Below are 22,495 nucleotides of genomic sequence, written 5' to 3' on the forward strand. Positions count from 1 at the left end.
GCCCGTAGCCCCGCTGTAACTCTTGGCTGCCATCACGCAAAAGATGGACAGAAGATTGTCATCTTCTCGACCTTATGAAGGGACATCATGAGATCGAAGCGCATAACCACGCGGCTGACGGCGTCGTCGGCCACGCTGGGAATGCTCCTGCTCGCCGGGCCCCTGCTCCCGGCGGCACAGGCGGCCGGAGGGCCCAACCTGGCCCTCGGCAAGACCGTCACCGCCTCCAGCGCCAACGGCAGCTACACGGCCGCCAACGTCAACGACGGCAGCCAGGACAGCTACTGGGAGTCCAACGGCATCGCCTCCGCGCAGTGGGTCCAGGTCGACCTGGGCTCGGCGGCCTCCATCGACACGGTGGTGCTGAAGGTCCCCGGCTCCTGGGGCGCCCGGACCGAGACGCTCAGCGTGCTCGGCTCCACCGACGGCACCAACTTCTCCACCATCACCGCCTCGGCGAACTACACCTTCGACCCGGCCTCCGGGGACAGGGCGACGATCTCCTTCGGCGCCACCACCGCCCGCTACGTGCGGGTCAACGTCACCGCCAACACCGGCTGGCAGGCCGCCCAGATCTCCGAGTTCGAGGTCTACGGCACCACCTCCGCCTCGGCGAACCTGCTGGCCGGGCGCACCTTCACCGCCAGCGGCACCTCGCAGAACTACGGGCCGGCCAACGTCGGCGACGGCGACCAGGCCAGCTACTGGGAGAGCACCAACAACGCCTTCTCGCAGTGGATCCAGGGCGACCTGGGCTCCGCCGTCCCGGTCAACAAGCTGGTGCTCAAGCTGCCGGCCGGCTGGGACAAGCGGACCGAGACGCTCAAGGTCCAGGGCTCCACCGACGGCAGCAACTTCACCGACCTGGTCGCCTCGGCCGGCTACGTGTTCGACCCGGCCGCCGGCAACACGGTCACCGTCAACCTGTCGACCACCACCACCCGGTACCTGCGGCTGACCTTCACCGCCAACACCGCGTGGCCGGCCGGCCAGCTCTCCGAGTTCGAGGCGTACGGCCCGACCACCGGCGACACCCAGGCCCCCACCGCCCCGTCCGGCCTCGCCTACACCTCGCCCGCCGCCGGCCAGATCAAGCTGACCTGGAACGCCGCCACCGACAACACCGGCGTCACCGGCTACGACGTGTACGCCAACGGCACGCTGCTCACCTCGGTGTCCGGCACCACCCTGACGTACACCGACAGTCGCGCCGACAGCGAGACCGTCTCGTACTACGTCAAGGCGAAGGACGCGGCGGGCAACCAGTCCGCGGCCTCCAACACCGTCACCCGCACCGGCCAGTCCGGCGACACCCAGGCGCCCAGCGCGCCGGGCAGCCTGGCGTACGCCGCGGCGGGCTCCGGGCAGGTCAAGCTGACCTGGGCGGCCTCCAGCGACAACGTGGGCGTCACCGGCTACGACGTGTACGCCAACGGCGCGCTGCGCGGCAGCGTGTCCGGCACCACCCTGACGTACACCGACAGCCAGCCGGACACCGCGACCGTCTCCTACTACGTGAAGGCCAAGGACGCGGCGGGCAACACCTCCGCGGCCTCCAACACGGTGGTGCGCACCGGCACCGGGACGGGCACCGGGACCAACCTGGCGGCGGGCAAGCCGATCTCGGCCTCCTCGTCCACCTTCACCTTCGTGGCGACCAACGCCAACGACAACGACACCTCCACCTACTGGGAAGCCGCCGCGGGCAGCTACCCGAACACCCTCGGGGTGAAGCTGGGCGCCAACGCCACCACCAGCGCGGTGGTGGTCAAGCTCAACCCGGCCTCGGCCTGGTCGACCCGCACCCAGACCATCGAGGTGGACGGCCGCGAGCAGAGCGCGAGCGGCTTCAGCACCCTCGTCCCGGCGCAGAGCTACACCTTCGACCCGGCGAGCGGCAACACCGTCACCATCCCGGTGTCGGCGACCGTCGCCGACGTCCAGCTGAAGATCACCGCCAACTCCGGCTCCACCGGCGGCCAGGCCGCCGAGTTCCAGGTGATCGGCGTCCCGGCCCCCAACCCGGACCTGACCGTCAGCTCGGTGAGCAGCAACCCGGCCACCCCGGTGGAGACCGACACCCCGACCCTGTCGGCCGTGGTGAAGAACGCGGGCACCAACCCCTCCGGTGCCACCTCGGTCAACTTCTACCTGGGCACCACCAAGGTCGGCACGGCCAGTGTCGGCGCCCTCGCGGCCGGTGCCTCCACCACCGTCTCCGCGCAGGTCCCGGCGCAGAACGCGGGCAGCTACCAGCTGACCGCGAAGGTCGACGAGGACAACAAGGTCATCGAGCAGGACGAGACCAACAACTCGTTCACCGCCGCGAGCCCGCTCACCGTCACCCAGGTGGCCTCCTCCGACCTGGTCGCCGCCCCCTCGACCTGGTCGCCCTCCAACCCCGCCGACGGCAGCGCGGTGAACTTCACCGTCGCGGTCAAGAACCAGGGCACGGTGGCCAGTTCCGCCGGCAGCCACGGCATCACGGTCACCGTCGCGGACGCCACCACCGGCACCGTGCTGAAGACCCTGACCGGCGCCTACAGCGGCACCCTGGCGCCCGGCGCCACCGGCAGCCCGGTCTCGCTGGGCAGCTGGACCGCCGCGAACGGCCGCTACACGATCAAGACGGTCATCGCCAACGACGGCAACGAGCTGCCGGTCAAGCAGGCCAACAACACCAGCACCCAGTCGCTCTACGTCGGCCGCGGCGCCAACATGCCGTTCGACAACTACGAGGCCGAGGACGGCGTGCTCGGCGGCGGCGCCCAGGTGGTCGGCCCCAACCGCACCATCGGCGACCTGGCGGGCGAGGCGTCCGGCCGCAAGGCCGTCACGCTCAACTCGACCGGTTCCTCGGTGGAGTTCACCACCAAGGCCGCGACCAACACCCTGGTCACCCGGTTCTCCATCCCGGACGCGGCGGGCGGCGACGGCACCAGCGCCACCCTGAACGTCTACGTGGACGGCACCTTCCTCAAGGCCATCGACCTGACCTCCAAGTACGCCTGGCTGTACGGCTCGGAGACCAGCCCCGGCAACGGCCCGAGCGCCGGCAGCCCGCGGCACGTCTACGACGAGGCCAACGTCCTGCTCGGCACCACCGTCCCGGCCGGGCACAAGATCAAGCTGCAGAAGGACGCCGCGAACACCTCGCAGTACGCGATCGACTTCGTCAGCCTGGAGCAGGCCACCCAGATCGCCAACCCGGACCCGGCCAAGTACGTCGTCCCGACCGGCTTCGCGCACCAGGACGTGCAGAACGCCCTGGACAAGGTCCGGATGGACACCACCGGCACCCTGGTCGGCGTCTACCTGCCGGCCGGCGACTACCAGACCGCCAGCAAGTTCCAGGTCTACGGCAAGCCGGTCAAGGTGATCGGCGCGGGCCCCTGGTTCACCCGGTTCTACGCCCCGACCAGCCAGTCCAACACCGACGTCGGCTTCCGGGCCGAGGCCACCGCCAACGGCTCGACCTTCAGCGGGTTCGCCTACTTCGGCAACTACACCTCGCGGATCGACGGCCCCGGCAAGGTGTTCGACTTCGCCAACGTCGCGAACATCACGATCGACAACATCTGGACCGAGCACATGGTCTGCATGTACTGGGGTGCCAACACGGACTTCATGACGATCACCAACTCGCGGATCCGGGACACCTTCGCCGACGGCATCAACATGACCAACGGCTCCACCGACAACCTGGTCTCCAACAACGAGGCCCGGGCCACCGGTGACGACTCCTTCGCGCTGTTCTCCGCGATCGACGCGGGCGGCGCGGACGAGAAGAACAACGTCTTCCAGAACCTCACCTCGATCCTGACCTGGCGCGCGGCGGGCGTCGCGGTGTACGGCGGCTACGCCAACACCTTCCGCAACATCTACATCGCGGACACCCTCTGCTACTCGGGCATCACCATCTCCTCGCTGGACTTCGGCTACCCGATGAACGGCTTCGGGACGGACCCGACCAACCTGCAGAACATCTCCATCGTCCGGGCCGGCGGCCACTTCTGGGGCGGGCAGACCTTCCCCGGCATCTGGGTGTTCTCCGCCTCCAAGGTGTTCCAGGGCATCCGGGTGAGCGACGTGGACATCGTCGACCCCACCTACAGCGGCATCATGTTCCAGACCAACTACGTGGGCGGACAGCCGCAGAACCCGATCAAGGACACGGTCTTCACCAACGTGTCGATCAGCGGGGCGCAGAAGAGCGGCGACGCCTTCGACGCCAAGTCCGGGTTCGGCCTGTGGGCCAACGAGATGCCGGAGTCCGGCCAGGGCCCGGCGGTCGGTGACGTCACCTTCAACCACCTGACCCTGAGCAACAACTACAAGGACATCCAGAACACCACCTCGACGATGCACATCACCGTCAACCCGTAGCACCCCGCACGCGGGAAGGGCGGGCGCCCCGGGCGCCCGCCCTCTTCGTCGTGCCCGGGAGCGGTCACCGGGAGCGGTCACCGGGAGCGCTCAGGCGGGCCGCCGCGGGGCCGGGCCGGTGGAGCCCCGCACCACCAGCTCGGGTTCTAACAGCAGCTCGCCCGGGCCCGCCGGGGCGCCGTCGATCCGCCCGACCAGCAGCGAGACCGCGGCCCGGCCGATCGCCTCGATCGGCTGCCGGACGGTGGTCAGCGGCGGCCGGGTGCAGTTGAGGAAGGCCGAGTCGTCGAAGCCGATCACCGACAGGTCGCCGGGGATGTCCAGCCCGGCCCGCCGGGCGGCCCGCACCACCCCCAGGGCCAGCGGGTCGCTGGCGCAGACCACACCGGTCACCCCGGCCTCCAGCAGCCGCTCGGCGGCGGCGTGGCCGCCCTCCAGGCCGAACATGGTGTGCGCCACCCACTCCGGGCGCGGCTCGCGGCCGCGCAGCGCGTACTGGCGGGTGAAGGCGGCGAGCTTGCGGCGGGACGGCACGTGGTCCTCCGGTCCCACCAGCAGCCCGATCCGGCGGTGCCCCAGGGTGTCCAGGTGGGCGAACGCCTGGGCCACCGCGACGGCGTCGTCGGTGGCGACCTGCGGGAAGCCCAGCTCCTCCACCGAGGCGTTCAGCAGCACCACCGGGACGCCGCGCTCGCGCAGCTGCGCGAAGTGCTCGTGCGAGGCGTCCGCCTGGGCGCAGTGCCCGCCGGCGAAGACCACCCCAGAGACGTGCTGGTCGAGCAGCGCGCCGACGTGGCTGGCCTCGCCCAGGCCCGCGGTGCGGGTGCACAGCAGCGGGGTGAAGCCGCGCTGGGCGAGCGCGCCGCCGACCACCTCGGCCAGCGCCGGGAAGATCGGGTTCTGCAGCTCGGGCAGCACCAGGCCGATCAGCCGGGCGCGTTCGCCGCGCAGCCGGCTCGGCCGCTCGTAGCCCAGGACGTCCAGCGCGGTGAGGACGGCGAGCCGGGTGGCGGTGCCGACGCCGGGTCTGCCGTTCAGGACCCGGCTGACCGTGGCCTCACTGACTCCGACATGCTGCGCCACCACGGAGAGCTTGCTCTTCATGCGCAAAAGTAGAACAGAATCAAGCAAGAAGCGGCAAGGATGTCTGCAAGCAGGCCGAGGCCGGGTTCTGCCTGGCGCGGAGCGCTCGCCGGGGCGGCATCCGCCCGTCGATGCTCAGTCGTAACTTTTCACTTTCTCGTCAACCTCTTGCGTGAAGTGGTTCAAGGACCTACGTTCCTCACACGTCGGTTTTCGTCCCGGCCTCTTCCGAAACCTCTCCCACCCATGGGGTACACGCATGAAGCTGAACAGATCGAGCAGGATGGCCGCTGTCGCCCTCGCCGCGGGCATGCTGCTGACCACCGCCGCGTGCAGCAGCGGCTCCTCCGACAGCAAGACGGACGCCGCCGCCGGGGTGGCGGACGGCAAGCCGCTCGACCCGAACGCGACCGTCACCATCTCCATCGACTGCGCCCCGGGCGCGGACCAGGCGGCGGGCAAGGCCAACTACGCCGACGACCTGGCGCTGTTCAAGACGAAGTACCCGAACGTCACCATCAACGCCAAGCCGTACGTCGGCCAGTGCGAGGTCCCGGCCCAGCAGACCGCGCAGTACAAGGCGCACAACGAGACCGGCGCGTTCCACGCCTACTTCACCGACCGCGACGCCACCCTCAACTCGGGCGACGCCCAGGACATCACCAAGTACGTCAACGACGAGACGCTGCCCGGCTTCTCCTCGATGCTGCCGTCCGTCAAGGACAACATGACGGTGGACGGCAAGGTCTACGCCCTGCCGATCAACTACTACACCACCGGCCTGATCTACAACCGCGACCTGTTCAAGCAGGCCGGCCTCGACCCCGACAAGCCGCCGACCACCTGGGACGAGGTGCAGGCCGCCGCGAAGAAGATCGCCGCGCTCGGCAACGGCATCAGCGGCTACGAGGACTACTCCGGCGGCAACACCGGCGGCTGGCACTTCACCTCCGAGCTCTACAGCCTCGGCGGCAAGATGGTCACCGACGACGGCAAGAAGGCCGCGTTCAACTCGCCCGAGGGCAAGCAGGTCCTCAAGCGCCTGCACGACATGCGCTTCACCGACCAGAGCATCAGCGCCACCCCGGTCACCCAGTGGGCCGACGCCTTCCCGCCGCTGGCCACCGGCAAGGTCGGCATGTTCCTGGGCGCCCCCGACGTCGTCAAGCACCTGATCGAGGTCCTCGGCGCCGACGCCAAGGCGTACGGCCTCGGCCCGATGCCCGGCGCCACCGGCCCCGGCAACAGCCTCGGCGGCGGCGACCTCTACTACATCAAGAAGGGCCAGACCCCGAACCAGATCAAGGCCGAGATCGCCTGGATCAACTTCCAGTACCAGACCCCGGACGCCGGCCAGTTCAACTTCGCCCGCTCCAAGACCCTCGCCGGCAGCAGCAAGGACCCGGTGGCGATCGCCGTCCCGCAGCCCTACTTCTGGTCCGCCGAGTCGTCGCAGATCAAGGCCATCACCGAGTCGCTGAAGACCAACGGCAACCTGCCGCTGTCCAACTACGACCCGTACGTCAAGAACCCCACCAAGTCGATCACCGAGCCCCCGGCCGCGCAGCAGCTCTACAAGATCCTCGACACCGCGATGTCGGCCGCGATGACCGACGCCAACGCGAACCTCGACAGCGTGCTCGCCACCGCCGAGTCCCAGGCCAACCAGATCCTGGCCAACCAGTGACCCCGCGCCACCGGCCGGGCCGCAGCCTCCCGCGGCCCGGCCGGTGGCCGGCCACCTGACGAGGAGTCACCACCATGACCACCGCACTGACCCGCGGTCGCCCCGACGCCGAAGCGGTCCGCACCCGCACCCGCCACCCCGGCCGGACCCCGGGCGGACTGCGCCGGGCGGTCGCCCGCAACCTGCGGGCCCACGCCTTCCTGATCGGCGCACTGCTCTGCTTCGCGCTGTTCACCTGGTACCCGATGGTCCGTGAGATCGTCATGTCCTTCCAGAAGGTCCGCTACGGCGAGACCCACTGGGTGGGGTTCGACAACTTCCGGCAGATCTTCGCCGACCCCGAGTTCTGGCCCGCCTGGAAGAACACCTTCGAGTTCACCGGCATCGCCCTGTTCTTCGGCTTCTTCGCCCCCTTCGTCACCGCCCTGGTGGTCAACGAGTTCCGGCACGCCCAGGGCTACCTGCGGATCCTGGTCTACCTGCCCGTGATGCTGCCCCCGGTCGCGGGCATCCTGCTGTTCAAGTACTTCATGGACCCCGGCTACGGCCTGTTCAACCAGATCCTGGAGTTCCTGCACCTGCCCACCTCGTCCTGGCTGACCTCGCCGGACACCGCGATGCTCTCCCTGGTCCTCGTCTCCACCTGGGCCAACATGGGCAGCGCCACCCTGGTCTACCTGGCCGCCCTGCAGAGCATCCCCGGCGAGCTCTACGAGGCCGCCGAACTCGACGGCGCCGGCCTGCTGCGCCGGATCTGGCACGTCACCATCCCGCAGACCCGGCTGATCCTCTCGCTGATGCTGATGCTGCAGGTCGTCGCCACCATGCAGATGTTCACCGAGTCCTTCGTGCTCACCGGCGGCGGCCCGCAGGGCTCGACCACCACCGTGGTCTACATGCTCTACAACTACGCGTTCAATTTCGACAAGTTCAACACCGCGGCCGCACTGGGCGTCGTCCTGCTGCTGGTACTGGGCGCCTTCTCCGCCGTCTACCTGTGGCTGGAGCGCCGGGGCGGGGAGGAGTGACGATGAGCAAGACCGTCCGAAGCAGCGCCACCCGCACCCTGATCTCCCCGGTCCGGCTGAACCAGCCGGGCGGCCGCCGCGCCTACTGGACCGTCCTGGTGCTGACCCTGGCCGTCGCCACCCTCGTCTTCGTCGGCCCGCTCTACTGGATGGCCACCGGCGGCTTCAAGTCCTCCCAGGAACTCGTCCAGACCCCGCCCACGATCATCCCCACCCACCCCAGCACCCACGCCTTCACCGAGGCCTGGGACCGGCTCGGGATGGCCCAGCTGCTGCTGAACACCGTCGTCTACGCGGGCGGCGCCCTGCTGCTCCAACTGACCTTCTGCGTCGCCGCCGCCTACTCGCTGTCCAAGCTGCGCCCGATCCTCGGCAACGTGATCCTCGGCATGATGCTGGCCTCGATGATGATCCCGGCCGCCGCCCTGGTGATCCCGCAGTACCTGACGGTGCTCGACCTGCCGCTGGTGCACTGGAACCTGATGAACACCCCGTGGGTGATCTGGCTCCCCACCGTGGCCAACGCGTTCAACGTCTTCCTGCTCAAGCGGTTCTTCGACTCCATCCCGAACGAACTGCTGGACGCCGCCGCCATCGACGGCGCCGGACCGCTGCGCACGCTGTGGTCGGTGGTCCTGCCACTGTCCCGGCCGATCCTCGGCGTGGTCTCGATCTTCGGCCTGGTCGCGGTCTGGAAGGACTTCCTGTGGCCGCTGATCACCGTGCCCGAGCACGAGACGCTCAACGTCGGCGTCAACACCGCGGCCACCTCGATGCCGCAGAACACCCTGATCGCCGGCCTGTTCCTGGCCTCGATCCCGACCATCGCCCTGTTCCTGGTCTTCCAACGCAACATCATGGCCGGTCTCACCGCGGGCAGCCTCAAGGGCTGAGCCCCGCCCGACGACCCCCGGACCGACAACCTTCTGAAAGGAAACCCTGACCGTGTCAGAGCAGTGGTGGCGGAACGCGGCGATCTACCAGGTGTACCCGCGCAGTTTCGCCGACGGCAACGGCGACGGCATCGGGGATCTCGCCGGAGTGCGCGCGAAGCTGCCGTACCTCGCCGAACTCGGCGTGGACGCCATCTGGTTCAATCCCTGGTACCCCTCCCCGATGGCCGACGGCGGCTACGACGTGGCCGACTACCGGGGCGTGGACCCCCTCTTCGGCACCCTCGCCGAGGCCGAGCAGCTCATCGAGGAGGCCGCCCGACTGGGCCTGCGGACGATCGTCGACATCGTCCCCAACCACGTGTCCGACCAGCACCCGTGGTTCCGGGCCGCCCTGGCCGCCGGCGCCGGCAGCCCCGAGCGCGAACTCTTCCACTTCCGGCCCGGCCGCGGCGCCGACGGCGAACTCCCGCCCAACGACTGGAAGTCCGAGTTCGGCGGCTGCCCCTGGACCCGCCTCCCCGACGGCCAGTGGTACCTGCACCTGTTCGCCGCCGCCCAGCCCGACCTCAACTGGGACCACCCCGCGGTCCGGCAGGAGCACCTCGACATCCTCGCGTTCTGGTTCGACCGCGGCGCCGCCGGCGTCCGCATCGACTCCGCCGGCCTGCTCACCAAGGACCCGGAACTCGCCGACGTCGAACCCGGCCGCCCGCACCCCTACCTCGACCGCGACGACCTGCACGACATCTACCGCAGCTGGCGCGCCGTCGCCGACGGCTACGACCCCCCGCGCGTCCTGATCGGCGAGGTCTGGGTCCCCGACGCCGAACGCTTCGCCCGCTACCTGCGCCCGGACGAGATGCACACCGCGTTCAACTTCGACTTCCTGGGCCGCCCCTGGGACGCCGCCGCCCTGCGCGAGTCCATCGACACCACGCTCGCCGCGCACGCCCCCGTCGGCGCCCCCGCCACCTGGGTCCTGGCCAACCACGACGTCACCCGCACCGTCACCCGGTACGGCCGCGAGGACACCCGCTTCCAGTTCGCCACCAAGACCTTCGGCACCCCCACCGACCTGGCGCTCGGCCGCCGCCGCGCCCGGGCCGCCGCCCTGCTCACCCTGGCCCTGCCCGGGGCCCTCTACCTCTACCAGGGCGAGGAACTGGGCCTGCCCGAGGTCGAGGACCTGCCGCTGGACACCCTCCAGGACCCGATGCACTTCCGCTCGGGCGGCACCGACCCCGGCCGCGACGGCTGCCGCGTCCCGCTGCCCTGGGAGGGCGCCCGCCCGCCCTACGGCTTCACCCGGGACGGCAAGGCCCCCTGGCTGCCGCAACCGCTCGACTGGGCCGCCCTCACCGCCGAGGCCCAGGCCGAGGACCCCGCCTCCATGCTGACCCTCTACCGCCGGGCCTTCCGGCTCCGCCACGAACTCGACGGCCCCTTCCACTGGGACGAGGACGCCCCCGAGAACGTCCTCGCCTTCCGCCGCGGCGACATCCGCTGCCTGGTCAACCTCTCCCCTTCGCCGCTCCCGCTCGACGGCGAACCCCTCCTCACCTCCGCCCCCCTGACGGACAACCACCTCCCCACCGACACCGCCGCCTGGCTCCGCTAAAGCGCACCTACAGAAAGCGCCCCGCCAGGGGCGCGGGGAACTGCGCGGCCAACCGAGCACGCACAGCCAGATCGCCTCGCAGGACAGCCACTTGCACTGTCCCGCGACCTCGCTGACGTGCTCCTCCCGCCGCGCGCAGTTCCCCGCGCCCCTGCTGCCGCAACCTAGTTGCACCAGCCGTCCCGGTACGCCGCCCAGTGGTCCGGCGTCGCCGCGAAGTCCACGTACAGCGCGAGCCCGAAGTTCTGCCGTCCGCCCGCGCCGAGGCCCAGCCGGGCCCCGCGGACCGCCGCGCGGACCGTCTCGGCGTCGCCCCGGTGCGTGGGCGTGTCCGCCCAGTACGCGGGCAGGCCCATCAGCAGGTCGACGCCGGGCGGGGTGCTGGCCAGGGCCAGCGAGGTCTGCCGGGCGACGTAGCCGCCGTACAGCGACTCGACCGGCATCGAGGTGTCGTACGACATCACCGCGACCTGGTCGACCCGCCGGGCCGCGGCCGCGAAGTACCCGGCGGACCAGTACTTGCCGTGGTTGCTGAGCGCGAAGGCGACCCGGCCCAGCCCGGGGACGGGGTCGATCTGCGGGGCCGCGATGGACAGCGGCACCGAGCGGGCGGCGGTCAGCGCGTGCACCTGGTCGAGCAGGGCGAGGAAGCCGGACGAGCCGGAGTGCACCGGCTCCAGGTCGAAGTGGACGCCGTCGAAGCCCAGGTCGAGGACCTGCTTCGCGGAGGCGGTGATCCGGTCCCGGACGTCGGCGCGCTCCAGGTGCAGGCCGACCTTCTCGGGGGCGACCACGTCCCCCAGCCAGGACTGGATCCGCACCCCGGGCATCGCCGCGTGCGCCCGGGCCAGGAAGTCCGCCGCGCCGGGCGCCAGCGCCGGGTCGAGCGAGCCGTCGTGCTCCAGCGGCCCGGTGTGCACGTACAGGTCGTGGATGCCGGTGCTGCGGACCTTCGCGGCGAGCGAGGTCAGCTCCTCCGGGGTGCGCCGCCCGTCGACCCAGGCGTGGCCCAGCCAGATGGCGTCCTTGCCGCGGGTGCGGGCGTCCGCGGCCGGCTCGCCCGCGTACTCCCAGCGCAGCGCGGCCGCGGCGCCGAGCACCGGCACCACCAGCAGGACGAGCGCCGCGGTGAGCACGGTCAGGACGCGGCGGCGCCGGCTCCAGCGGTTCCGCCCGCGCCAGCGGCGGCGCGCCCGGCCCGGGAGTGTCCGCCATTCGGACGCTCGTAGGGCGTGCGCGGCGCGCTTCCACCGGCTCTGTTCCCCCGAAGTGGGCATGATCGTGCTCCCTTCCGGTGGACAAGGACGCCCAGGATGCGGAACGGGTTCCGTCCCGCCCCGGTGGGACCGATACCCTGGCCGGGTGCGTCCCCGGTCCAGGTGGGGCCGCATAGCCGACAGCCGTCGCACTCAGGGAGCAGCCACATGGCCACCGTTGTACCCACGTCCGCCCAGCAGGACCGCGCCGACGCCCTGCGCGAGGCCCTCGCCACCCGAGTCGTGGTGGCCGACGGGGCGATGGGCACCATGCTCCAGGCGCAGGAGCCGACGATGGAGGACTTCCAGCAGCTCGAGGGCTGCAACGAGGTCCTGAACGTCACCCGCCCCGACATCGTGCGCTCGGTGCACGAGGCGTACTTCGCGGTCGGCGTGGACTGCGTGGAGACCAACACCTTCGGCGCCAACCACTGGGCGCTGAGCGAGTACGACGTCCCCGAGCGGATCTTCGAGCTGTCCGAGGCGGGCGCCCGGCTCGCCCGCGAGACGGCCGACGCCTTCACCGCGAAGGACGGCCGCACCCGCTGGGTGCTCGGCTCGATGGGCCCCGGCACCAAGCTGCCGACGCTCGGCCACACCACCTTCGAGGTGGTCCGCGAGGGCTTCCGGCAGAACGCGGCCGGCCTGATCGCGGGCGGCGTCGACGCGCTGCTGATCGAGACCAGCCAGGACCTGCTGCAGACCAAGGCGTCCGTGCTGGGCTGCCGGGCGGCCCTGGCGGAGGCGGGCGTGAACCTGCCGATCCTCGCCCAGGTCACCGTGGAGACCACCGGCACCATGCTGCTGGGCTCGGAGATCGGCGCGGCGCTGACCGCGCTCGAACCGCTGGGCATCGACTTCATCGGCCTGAACTGCGCCACCGGCCCCGAGGAGTACAGCGAGCACCTGCGCTACCTGGCGAAGAACGCCAAGGTCGGCCTCTCCTGCATGCCGAACGCCGGCCTGCCGGTGCTCACCAAGGACGGCTCGCACTACCCGCTCAGCCCCGAGGAGCTCGCCGACGCGCACGAGGGCTTCGTCCGCGACTACGGCCTGGCCCTGGTCGGCGGCTGCTGCGGCACCACCCCCGAGCACCTGCGGCAGGTGGTCGAGCGGGTCCAGGGCCTGCCGATCACGGCGCGCGACCCGCGGCCGGAGGCGTCCGCCGCCTCGCTCTACCAGTCCGTGCCGTTCCGGCAGGACACCTCCTACCTGGCGATCGGCGAGCGCACCAACGCCAACGGCTCGAAGAAGTTCCGCGAGGCGATGCTCGCCGCGGACTGGCAGACCTGCGTGGAGATCGCCCGCGAGCAGATCCGCGAGGGCGCCCACCTGCTCGACCTGTGCGTCGACTACGTCGGCCGCGACGGCGTCGCCGACATGCGGGAGATCGCCGGCCGGCTGGCCACCGCCTCCACCCTGCCGATCGTGCTGGACTCCACCGAGCCGCCGGTGCTCAAGGCCGGCCTGGAGATGCTCGGCGGCCGCGCGGTGCTCAACTCGGTCAACTACGAGGACGGCGACGGCCCCGACACCCGGTTCGGGAAGATCGCCGCGCTGGCCCGCGAGCACGGCGCCGGCCTGATCGCGCTGACCATCGACGAGCAGGGCCAGGCCCGCACCGCCGAGACCAAGGTCGCCATCGCCGAGCGCCTGATCGACCAGCTCACCACCGAGTACGGCATCGACGAGGGCTCGATCCTGGTCGACTGCCTGACCTTCACCCTGGCCACCGGCCAGGAGGAGTCCCGCCGCGACGGCATCGAGACCATCGAGGCGATCCGCGAGCTCAAGCGCCGCCGCCCGGACGTGCAGACCACCCTCGGCCTGTCGAACATCTCCTTCGGCCTCAACCCGGCCGCCCGCCAGGTGGTCAACTCGGTCTTCCTGCACGAGTGCGTGGAGGCCGGCCTGGACTCGGCGATCGTGCACGCCGCCAAGATCCTCCCGATGAACCGGATCCCCGAGGACCGCCGGCAGACCGCCCTCGACCTGGTCTACGACCGCCGCTCCGAGGGCTACGACCCGCTGCAGAAGCTGCTCCAGCTGTTCGAGGGCGTCTCCGCCGCCTCCTCCGCCGCGTCCAAGGCCGAGGAGCTGGCCGCCCTCCCGCTCGAGGAGCGCCTGCAGCGCCGGATCATCGACGGCGAGCGCAACGGCCTGGAGGCCGACCTGGACGCCGCGCTGACCGAGCGCCCCGCGCTGGAGATCATCAACGACACGCTGCTGTCCGGCATGAAGGTGGTCGGCGAGCTGTTCGGCTCCGGCGAGATGCAGCTGCCGTTCGTGCTGCAGTCCGCCGAGGTGATGAAGGCCGCCGTCGCGCACCTCGAACCGCACATGGAGAAGGCCGACAGCGAGGGCAAGGGCACCATCGTGCTGGCCACCGTCAAGGGCGACGTGCACGACATCGGCAAGAACCTGGTCGACATCATCCTGTCCAACAACGGCTACAACGTGGTCAACCTGGGCATCAAGCAGCCGGTCTCGGCGATCCTGGAGGCCGCCCAGCAGCACAAGGCCGACGTGATCGGCATGTCCGGCCTGCTGGTCAAGTCCACGGTGATCATGAAGGAGAACCTGGAGGAGCTCAACCAGCGCGCGCTGGCCGCCGACTACCCGGTGATCCTCGGCGGCGCCGCCCTCACCCGCGCCTACGTCGAGCAGGACCTGCACGAGATCTACGACGGCGAGGTCCGCTACGCCCGGGACGCCTTCGAGGGCCTGCGCCTGATGGACGCGCTGATCGGCATCAAGCGCGGCGTCCCCGGCGCCGCCCTGCCCGAGCTGCGCAAGCGCCGGCACGCCCGGGTCGAGGTCGAGGAGCCGGAGGAGGTCAACCTCGGCCAGATCCGCTCCGACGTGTCCGTCGACAACCCGGTCCCGACCCCGCCGTTCTGGGGCGACCGGATCATCAAGGGCGTCCCGTTCCAGGACTACGCCTCCTGGCTCGACGAGGACGCCCTGTTCAAGGGCCAGTGGGGCCTCAAGGGCGGGCGCAGCGGCGGCCCGACGTACGAGGAGCTGGTGGAGACCGAGGGCCGTCCGCGGCTGCGCGGCTGGCTGGACCGCCTGCAGACCGAGGGCTGGCTGGAGCCCGCCGTGGTCTACGGCTACTACCCGGCCAACTCCAAGGGCGATGACCTGATCCTCTACCGCGAGGACGGCTCCGAGCTGACCCGCTTCACCTTCCCGCGCCAGCGCCGCGGCCGCCGCCTGTGCCTGGCCGACTTCTTCCGCCCGGAGGAGTCCGGCGAGCGCGACGTGGTCGGCCTGCAGGTGGTCACCATGGGCAACCGGATCTCCGAGGCCGCCAACGAGCTGTTCGCCGGCAACTCCTACCGCGACTACCTCGAACTGCACGGCCTGTCCGTCCAACTCGCCGAGGCGCTGGCCGAGTTCTGGCACGCCCGGGTCCGCTACGAGCTGGGCTTCGGCGACGAGGACCCGCAGGACGTGCGGGACATGTTCGCGCTCAAGTACCGCGGCGCCCGCTTCTCGCTCGGCTACGGCGCCTGCCCCGAGCTGTCGGACCGGGCCAAGATCGCCGAGCTGCTCAAGCCCGAGCGGGTCGGCGTGATCCTCTCCGAGGAGTACCAGCTGCACCCCGAGCAGTCCACCGACGCCATCGTGCTGCACCACCCCGAGGCCAAGTACTTCAACGCGCGGTAAGTCTTCAACCGGGGATCATCCGTTCGCCGCACCGCCGTCCGGTGCAATCCGACCGGGCGGGCGTATCCTTGATGATCCTGAACGGGCCGGTCCGCAGACCAGCGGGCCGGCCCGTGCCATCCCCGGACGCGTCCGCGCCCGGCCCCGGACGCGCTCGCGCCCGGCCACCCACCCGGAAGGACGGCGCGCATGACGACGGTCTCGACCCCGGTCCGCATCGGCGGAGACGGCGAGGACAGCGGCCTGCAGGCCGTCCTGCTCGACATGGACGGCACCCTGGTCGACACCGAGGACTTCTGGTGGCAGGCCGAGGTCGACCTGTTCGCCGAACTCGGCCACCGGCTCACCGCCGAGGACCGCACCCACGTGGTCGGCGGCCCGATGAGCCGGGTGATCGACTACCTGATCACCCGCACCGCGGTCACCCTCAGCCCGGCCGAGCTGACCGTCCTGATCAACCAGCGCTTCGTCGACCTGCTGGCCGGCGGCGTCCCGCTGATGCCCGGCGCCGAGCGGCTGCTCAACACGCTGGCCGCGCACGGCGTCCCGGCCGCGCTGGTCTCCGCCTCGCACCGGCACATCATCGACATCGTGCTGCGCAGCCTGGGCGCCCAGCACTTCGCCTTCACGGTGGCCGGCGACGAGGTCGCCCGCACCAAGCCGCACCCCGACCCCTACCTGGCCGCCGCCGCCCGGCTGGGCGCCGACCCGGCCCGCTGCGTGGTCGTCGAGGACACCCCCACCGGCGTCGCCGCCGCCGAGGCGGCCGGCTGCCCGGTCATCGCCGTCCCCTCCATCGCCGCGATCGAGCCCGCCCCCGGCCGCCTGGTGCTGCCCTCGCTGGAGCAGGTCGACCTCGGCCTGCTGCGCACCCTGGCCGGCGCCCGGGTGTGAGGTTCGTCTCCCTCGCGGCCTTTGCCGGTTTCGTTCCGCGTCCGGTGGTATGCGGAACGTGTCCGCCGCCGCGGGTGAAAACGGGCATTGGCTGACAACTCGTCGGCTGCCCGGACAAGATCGTCCGAACCCCGCGCGACCACCGTTCGAACCCTCGGTGAGCGACCGGAAGCGATGTGGCACGCTAACTCCCGTTCAGTCCCCGTGCCGCGCCGCCCACCACCGGAAACCCGGGAGAACGGGCCGCGGCCGTAGCAGACCCGCGGCCCCGCCCCACCCCGGCGCCGGGCGGCGGGCACCGGCGACAGCCGGCCGCACGCAGTGAGGAAGACCACCCCGCATGACGACGCCCAACCGCCTGGCCGTGCTCAGCTGCGCCGCTCTCGTCGCCACCACGGCCGCGGGCTGCGCCTCCGTCGAGAAGGTCGCCGGCGGCGGTGGCGGCAGCACGGCGATCACCATGGGCACCACCAGCGTGACCAGCGTGCTCGACCCGGCCGGCGCCTACGACGCGGGCTCCTGGCTGGTCCTCAACAACGCCTTCCAGTCGCTGCTGAGCTTCCCGGCCGGCGCGACCGAGCCGCAGCCCGACGCCGCCGAGTCCTGCCAGTTCACCGGCTCCGACGCGCTCACCTACACCTGCAAGCTGCGCACCGGCCTGAAGTTCTCCAACGGGCACCCGCTGACCGCCGCGGACGTCAAGTTCTCCGTGGACCGGGTCAAGAAGATCGCCGACCCGTCCGGCCCCGGCCCGCTGCTGTCCACCATCGCCTCGGTGGAGACCTCCGGCGACCGCGACGTCACCTTCCACCTGGAGAGCCCCGACGCGGTGCTCCCGGCCAAGCTGGCCTCGGCGGCCGGCGCGATCGTCGACCACCAGGTGTTCCCGGCCGACAAGCTGCTCGGCAACGGCTCGCTGGTCGGCTCCGGCCCGTACAAGATCGACTCGGTCGAGATGAACGGCAAGGCGCCCAGCAAGATCGCGCTCAGCGCCAACCCGAACTACCAGGGCACCGCCAACCTGCTGAACAGCAAGTTCACGGTGCGCTACTTCGACAAGCCCGAGCAGCTGAAGTCAGCCCTGGACAGCGGCGAGGTCGACCTCACCGACAACAGCCTCGACCCGACCGCGGCCGCCCAGATCAAGAACGACGACCTGGCCGGCACCGGCAAGCTCCGGGTCGCCGAGGGCGCCTCCGGCGACACCCGCTACCTGGTCTTCAACACCAAGGACGAGACCGGCGGCAACCAGGCCGTCCGGCAGGCCGCCGCCCAGCTGGTCGACCGCAAGGCGCTCGCCCACGACGTGTACGCGGGCACCGTGCAGCCGCTGTACTCGGTCGTCCCGGCGGGCATCGCCGGCCACACCACCGCCTTCTTCGACAAGTACGGCGAGCCCGACCCGGCCAAGGCCAAGCGGATCCTCGCCAACGCCCACGTCGCCACCCCGGTCAAGCTCACCCTGACCTGGTCCCGGGCCCGGGCCGGCGCCGCCGAGCTGGAGTCGGTCAAGCAGCAGCTGGAGAACGGCGGCCTGTTCCAGGTCACCGTCCAGCAGGAGGCCGACTGGACCGCCTACCAGGCCGGCTGGAAGAACGGCAGCTACCAGGCGTACACCGTCGGCTGGACCCCCGACTACGCCGACGCGGACGACTACATCAGCCCGCTGGTGGTCAACGGCGGCGCCTACCACAACGGTTGGGACAACCCGCAGATCAGCGGCAAGCTGGTGCCGGACTCCATCAAGCTCACCGACCGCTCCGGCGGCGGCGCCTACGACCAGATCCAGAAGATCCTGGCCGACGCCGTCCCGATGGTCCCGCTGTTCCAGAACAAGTCCTTCTACGTGTACCAGCCCGCCATCACCGGCGTGGACTCCACCGTGGACAACACCGGCGTGTTCCGGTTCTGGGAGATCGGCCGCACCGCGAAGTAACGATCCGCCGGAGCACCGAGCGGAACGCCGAACGGCCCGCCGCCCCCGAGGGGGTGACGGGCCGTTCGGCGTCCTCCGGCGCCGGACTACAGCGCGCCCGGGCGCACCAGGCCGCTCTCGTACGCGTACACCGCCGCCTGCACCCGGTCGCGCAGCTGCAGCTTGGTCAGCACGTGGCCCACGTGCGTCTTCACCGTGGTCTCCGAGACGAACAGCTCGGCGGCGATCTCCGCGTTCGACAGCCCGCGCGCCACCAGCCGCAGCACCTCCACCTCGCGCTCGGTCAGCACCGTCAGCGCCTGCGGCGGCGCCTCGTCGCCCGAGGGCAGCTTGGTGGCGTACATGTCCAGCAGCCGGCGGGTCACCGACGGGGCCAGCATCGCCGCGCCGTCCGCCACCACCCGGATCGCCTGCACCAGCTCCTCGGCCGGCACGTCCTTCAGCAGGAAGCCGCTGGCACCCGCGCGCAGCGCCTCCACCACGTACTCGTCCAGGTCGAAGGTGGTCAGCACCAGCACCTTCGCCGGGCCGTCCCGGTCCGGCCCGGCGATCCGCCGGGTCGCCTCCACGCCGTCCATCCGCGGCATCCGGATGTCCATCAGCACCACGTCCGGCTGCAGCGCGCGGACCTGGTCCAGCGCCTGCTGCCCGTCGCCCGCCTCGCCGACCACCACCAGGTCGGACTCCGCCTCCAGGATCATCCGGAAACCGGTACGCAGCAGCGGCTGGTCGTCCACCAGCAGCACACGGATCGTCACCTACGACTCCTTGCCAGGAATGGTCTCAGTAGCCAGGGGCAGCGGGTACGGCGGGGGAGTGCCGCCGAACTCCGGACAGGACGCCTGGTGGTCGCACCAGTCGCACAGCCGGTTGCGGGTCGCCGGGAAGTCCCCCGTGGCCACCGCCGCCGAGATCGCCTCCCACAGCGCCTCCAGCTTGCGCTCCACCGCGAGCAGGTCGGCCTCGTCCGGGTCGTACGTCACCACGTCCCCGCCGCCGCCCAGGTACACCAGCTGCAGGCGCTTGGGGACCACGCCCTTCCACCGCCACACCACCAGCGCGTAGAACTTCATCTGGAACATCGCCTTGCCCTCGAAGTCCCGCGAGGGCGCCCGGCCGGTCTTGTAGTCCACCAGCCGCACCTCGCCGGACGGCGCGACGTCCACCCGGTCGATGTACCCGCGCAGCAGCAGCCCCGAGGCCAGCGCGGTCTCCACGTACAGCTCCCGCTCCACCGGGTGCAGCCGGGTCGGGTCCTCCAGCCGGAACCAGCGGCGCACCAGCTTCTCGGCGTCCGCCAGCCAGTCCGCCAACTTCTCCGGCTCGCCCGGGAACAGTTCCGCCAGCTCCGGCCGTTCCCCCAGCAACCGCTCCCACTGCGGGCCCAGCAGCCCGAGCGCCCGCTCCGGCGTGCGCTCGGCCGCCGGGTGGTCGAACAGCCGCTCCAGCACGGCGTGCACCAGCGTCCCCCGGGTCGCGGCCGCGCTCGGCGGCTCCGGCAACCGGTCGATCACCCGCAGCCGGTACAGCAGCGGGCAGGTCATGAAGTCGCCCGCCCGGGACGGCGACAGCCCGGTCGGCCGGGCGGCCGGACGCGGAGCGGGCGGGGGGTCGGTCTGCTGCATGCCACGACCCTATTGCACCGGACCGGCAGCAGGGGCGAACGGGTCGAAGAGCTGGGTATGAACAAGGGGGAGAGCGGGGCCAGCGCCGTTCCGGGCCGGAGATCACGTAGCGTACGGGGCACCAGCGGACGGCGAGAGAGGAGCACGGTGAACGACACCGAGGGGCGGGCACCGGAGAGGCCGAAGCCGAAGCCCGACGACCAGCCGCGCGGCGGCATCCTGATGGGCCGTCCGTTCGGCGTGCCCGTCTACGTCACCCCGTCCTGGTTCCTGGTCGCCGCCCTGATCACCTGGATCTTCGGCAGCCGCCTCGCCGACGTCCTGCCCGACCTCGGAGCCACCCGCTACCTGCTGGCCTTCTCCTTCGCCGTCGCCTTCTACGGCTCCGTCCTGGTCCACGAACTCGCCCACACCGTCGTCGGACTGCGCTACAAGCTCGGCGTGCGCCGGATCCAGCTCCAGTTCCTCGGCGGCGTCTCCGAGATCGAGAAGGAGGCCGACCGGCCCTGGCGCGAGTTCTGGCTCGCCTTCGTCGGCCCGCTGCTCTCGCTGCTGCTCGGGGGCGCCTTCTGGCTCGGCCTGCGCGCCGTCGAACCCGCCACCGTCCCCGGCGTGCTGCTCGCCGGACTGATGGTCTCCAACCTGGTCGTCGCCGCCTTCAACCTGCTGCCCGGCCTCCCGCTGGACGGCGGCCGGATGCTGCGCGCCGTCGTCTGGGCCCTCACCGGCAACCCGATGAAGGGCACCCTGGCCGCCGTCTGGGTCGGCCGCGCCCTGGCCGTCGCCGTCGTCCTCGGCCTGCCGATCTTCAGCTCCTCCCAGGACATCGAGCGCTCCACCACCGAGGCCATGGTCGACGGCGTGCTCGCCGCCATCCTCGGCTTCATCATCTGGCAGGGCGCCGGCAACTCGCTGCGCAACGCCCGCCTCAAGGAGGTGCTGCCCCGGCTCAAGGTCCGCGAACTGGCCCGCCGCAGCATCGACGTCCCCGCCGACACCCCGCTCGGCGAAGCCATGCGCCGGGCCCGCGAGGCGCACGCCGGGGCGATCGTGGTGGTTGACGGCCGCGGCGAGCCGATCGCCGTGGTCAAGGAGTCCGCGGTCAGCGCCGTCCCCGAGCACCGCCGCCCCTGGATCGCCGTCACCGCCGTCTCCCGCGACCTCGAACCCGGCCTCACCGTCCCCGTCGACCTGGCCGGCGAGCAGATCCTCGACACCCTGCGCCGGGCCCCCGCCACCGAGTACCTGGTGGTCCGCCCGGACGGCACGGTCTACGGCGTGCTCTCCCTCACCGACCTCGAACGCCGGCTCACCGCGGCCCTGCTCGGCCGGGCCGCCGGAGCGGACTGATCATGTGGTCGGGGGCAGCCCTCCGGCTCCCGTAGGATGGCCCCCATGTCCGAACCGACCGGTGCCGCCCGCCGACGCGGGCCCTTCAAGGTCGGGGACCAGGTCCAGCTGACCGACCCCAAGGGCCGCCACTACACGTTCACGCTCCAGGCCGGGAACCAGTTCCACACCCACAAGGGTATGTTCCCGCACGACGAGCTGATCGGCGCTCCCGAGGGCACGGTCGTCCGCACGACGGGCAACGTCCCGTACCTCGCGCTGCGCCCCCTGCTCCCCGACTACGTCCTGTCCATGCCGCGCGGCGCGGCCGTGATCTACCCCAAGGACGCGGGGCAGATCCTGGCCATGGCCGACATCTTCGCCGGCGCGCGGGTGGTCGAGGCGGGCGTCGGCTCCGGCGCCCTCTCCACCTACCTGCTGCGCGCCGTCGGCGACACCGGCTCGCTCGCCTCCTACGAGCGCCGGCAGGACTTCGCCGACATCGCCAAGGGCAACGTCGAGCGCTACTTCGGCGGCCCGCACCCGGCCTGGAAGCTCACCGTCGGCGACCTCCAGGACAACCTGGTCGAGACCGACGTCGACCGCGTCATCCTCGACATGCTCGCCCCCTGGGAGTGCCTGGACGTCGCCTCCAAGGCGCTCGTCCCCGGCGGCCTGATCTGCTGCTACGTGGCCACCACCACCCAGATGTCGCGCACCGTCGAGGCGCTGCGCGAGCACGGCACCTTCACCGAGCCGCAGGCCTGGGAGACCATGGTCCGCACCTGGCACCTCGAGGGCCTGGCCGTCCGCCCGGACCACCGGATGATCGGCCACACCGGCTTCCTGCTCACCGCCCGCCGCCTCGCCGACGGCGTCGAGCCCCCGCTGCGCCGCCGCCGCCCCGCCAAGGGCTCCTACGGCGAGGACTACGAGACCGGCCCGGAGAGCGAACTGACGCTCGCCGAGCGCGCCGCGATCCGCAAGGCGCAGCGCGAGGCCGCCTCGCACGACGCGCGGGAACTCCCGCAGTAGCACCGGGCACCGGAGGATCGCGGCGGACGGCCGGACCACGGCCGGCGCCG

The 22,495-nt window shown here is 71.3% G+C and carries 14 protein-coding genes; 10 read left to right on the plus strand and 4 right to left on the minus strand.

Going from position 1 to position 22,495, the window contains the following annotated elements:
• The first annotated feature begins 87 nt into the window (after positions 1 to 87).
• Positions 88 to 4,386 carry a discoidin domain-containing protein gene (locus OU787_RS30440; RefSeq protein WP_268661303.1) on the plus strand — a complete coding sequence of 1,433 codons (4,299 nt, stop codon included), beginning with the start codon at positions 88 to 90 and terminating at the stop codon, positions 4,384 to 4,386.
• 90 nt (positions 4,387 to 4,476) lie between these two features.
• Here OU787_RS30440 and OU787_RS30445 read toward each other — a convergent pair whose 3' ends face one another.
• Positions 4,477 to 5,490, minus strand: a complete 1,014-nt coding sequence (locus OU787_RS30445; RefSeq protein ID WP_030458333.1) for a LacI family DNA-binding transcriptional regulator — start codon at positions 5,488 to 5,490, stop codon at positions 4,477 to 4,479.
• 262 nt (positions 5,491 to 5,752) lie between these two features.
• Between OU787_RS30445 and OU787_RS30450 the strand changes: the two genes are divergently transcribed.
• The 4 genes from OU787_RS30450 to OU787_RS30465 all read left to right on the plus strand — a co-directional run bounded on the left by OU787_RS30450 (position 5,753) and on the right by OU787_RS30465 (position 10,698).
• On the plus strand, positions 5,753 to 7,156 hold the full coding sequence (locus OU787_RS30450; protein ID WP_232794835.1) for an ABC transporter substrate-binding protein: 1,404 nt from the start codon (positions 5,753 to 5,755) through the stop codon (positions 7,154 to 7,156).
• A gap of 74 nt (positions 7,157 to 7,230) precedes the next feature.
• A complete protein-coding gene (locus OU787_RS30455) occupies positions 7,231 to 8,184 on the plus strand; it encodes a carbohydrate ABC transporter permease (RefSeq protein WP_030458335.1) in 954 nt (317 codons plus the stop codon).
• A 2-nt stretch (positions 8,185 to 8,186) separates the two neighbouring features.
• On the plus strand, positions 8,187 to 9,077 hold the full coding sequence (locus OU787_RS30460; RefSeq protein WP_030458336.1) for a carbohydrate ABC transporter permease: 891 nt from the start codon (positions 8,187 to 8,189) through the stop codon (positions 9,075 to 9,077).
• A 52-nt stretch (positions 9,078 to 9,129) separates the two neighbouring features.
• On the plus strand, positions 9,130 to 10,698 hold the full coding sequence (locus tag OU787_RS30465) for a glycoside hydrolase family 13 protein (protein WP_030458337.1): 1,569 nt from the start codon (positions 9,130 to 9,132) through the stop codon (positions 10,696 to 10,698).
• A 164-nt stretch (positions 10,699 to 10,862) separates the two neighbouring features.
• On the opposite strand, the gene OU787_RS30470 is transcribed toward OU787_RS30465, so the two are convergent.
• Complete coding sequence (locus OU787_RS30470; RefSeq protein ID WP_030458350.1) at positions 10,863 to 11,975, minus strand: membrane protein; 1,113 nt, start codon at positions 11,973 to 11,975, stop codon at positions 10,863 to 10,865.
• 147 nt (positions 11,976 to 12,122) lie between these two features.
• Between OU787_RS30470 and metH the strand changes: the two genes are divergently transcribed.
• From metH to OU787_RS30485, 3 genes are all read left to right on the plus strand, one after another.
• On the plus strand, positions 12,123 to 15,626 hold the full coding sequence (gene metH, locus OU787_RS30475; RefSeq protein WP_268661304.1) for a methionine synthase: 3,504 nt from the start codon (positions 12,123 to 12,125) through the stop codon (positions 15,624 to 15,626).
• A 189-nt stretch (positions 15,627 to 15,815) separates the two neighbouring features.
• A complete protein-coding gene (locus OU787_RS30480) occupies positions 15,816 to 16,520 on the plus strand; it encodes an HAD family hydrolase (protein ID WP_268661305.1) in 705 nt (234 codons plus the stop codon).
• Positions 16,521 to 16,860: 340 nt separating this feature from the next.
• Positions 16,861 to 18,456, plus strand: coding sequence for an ABC transporter substrate-binding protein (locus OU787_RS30485; protein WP_030458353.1), 1,596 nt, complete (start codon positions 16,861 to 16,863; stop codon positions 18,454 to 18,456).
• An 86-nt stretch (positions 18,457 to 18,542) separates the two neighbouring features.
• Here the strand turns inward: OU787_RS30485 and OU787_RS30490 are convergent, their stop codons facing one another.
• The gene (locus OU787_RS30490; RefSeq protein WP_014139709.1) at positions 18,543 to 19,214 is read right to left on the minus strand and encodes a response regulator; all 672 of its coding nucleotides are present in this window, start codon (positions 19,212 to 19,214) and stop codon (positions 18,543 to 18,545) included.
• On the minus strand, positions 19,215 to 20,081 hold the full coding sequence (locus OU787_RS30495) for a RecB family exonuclease (protein ID WP_030458354.1): 867 nt from the start codon (positions 20,079 to 20,081) through the stop codon (positions 19,215 to 19,217).
• Between the two features lie 147 nt (positions 20,082 to 20,228).
• Between OU787_RS30495 and OU787_RS30500 the strand changes: the two genes are divergently transcribed.
• Together OU787_RS30500 and OU787_RS30505 are read left to right on the plus strand one after the other, a co-directional pair.
• Positions 20,229 to 21,431 (plus strand): site-2 protease family protein, encoded by a 1,203-nt coding sequence (locus OU787_RS30500; RefSeq protein ID WP_268661306.1) that lies wholly within the window; start codon positions 20,229 to 20,231, stop codon positions 21,429 to 21,431.
• Positions 21,432 to 21,476: 45 nt separating this feature from the next.
• Positions 21,477 to 22,445, plus strand: a complete 969-nt coding sequence (locus OU787_RS30505; RefSeq protein ID WP_030458356.1) for a tRNA (adenine-N1)-methyltransferase — start codon at positions 21,477 to 21,479, stop codon at positions 22,443 to 22,445.
• Positions 22,446 to 22,495 lie beyond the last annotated feature (50 nt).

Origin of the sequence: Kitasatospora sp. YST-16 (assembly GCF_026802215.1) — a bacterium.
GTDB classification, from domain to species: Bacteria; Actinomycetota; Actinomycetes; order Streptomycetales; family Streptomycetaceae; genus Kitasatospora; species Kitasatospora cineracea.

Coding starts and splice junctions, on each gene's coding strand:
- OU787_RS30440 (WP_268661303.1), top strand. CDS start 88: ATGAGATCGAAGCGCATAACCACGCGGCTGACGGCGTCGTCGGCCACG.
- OU787_RS30445 (WP_030458333.1), bottom strand. CDS start 5,490: ATGAAGAGCAAGCTCTCCGTGGTGGCGCAGCATGTCGGAGTCAGTGAG.
- OU787_RS30450 (WP_232794835.1), top strand. CDS start 5,753: ATGGCCGCTGTCGCCCTCGCCGCGGGCATGCTGCTGACCACCGCCGCG.
- OU787_RS30455 (WP_030458335.1), top strand. CDS start 7,231: ATGACCACCGCACTGACCCGCGGTCGCCCCGACGCCGAAGCGGTCCGC.
- OU787_RS30460 (WP_030458336.1), top strand. CDS start 8,187: ATGAGCAAGACCGTCCGAAGCAGCGCCACCCGCACCCTGATCTCCCCG.
- OU787_RS30470 (WP_030458350.1), bottom strand. CDS start 11,975: ATGCCCACTTCGGGGGAACAGAGCCGGTGGAAGCGCGCCGCGCACGCC.
- metH (WP_268661304.1), top strand. CDS start 12,123: ATGGCCACCGTTGTACCCACGTCCGCCCAGCAGGACCGCGCCGACGCC.
- OU787_RS30480 (WP_268661305.1), top strand. CDS start 15,816: ATGACGACGGTCTCGACCCCGGTCCGCATCGGCGGAGACGGCGAGGAC.
- OU787_RS30485 (WP_030458353.1), top strand. CDS start 16,861: ATGACGACGCCCAACCGCCTGGCCGTGCTCAGCTGCGCCGCTCTCGTC.
- OU787_RS30495 (WP_030458354.1), bottom strand. CDS start 20,081: ATGCAGCAGACCGACCCCCCGCCCGCTCCGCGTCCGGCCGCCCGGCCG.
- OU787_RS30505 (WP_030458356.1), top strand. CDS start 21,477: ATGTCCGAACCGACCGGTGCCGCCCGCCGACGCGGGCCCTTCAAGGTC.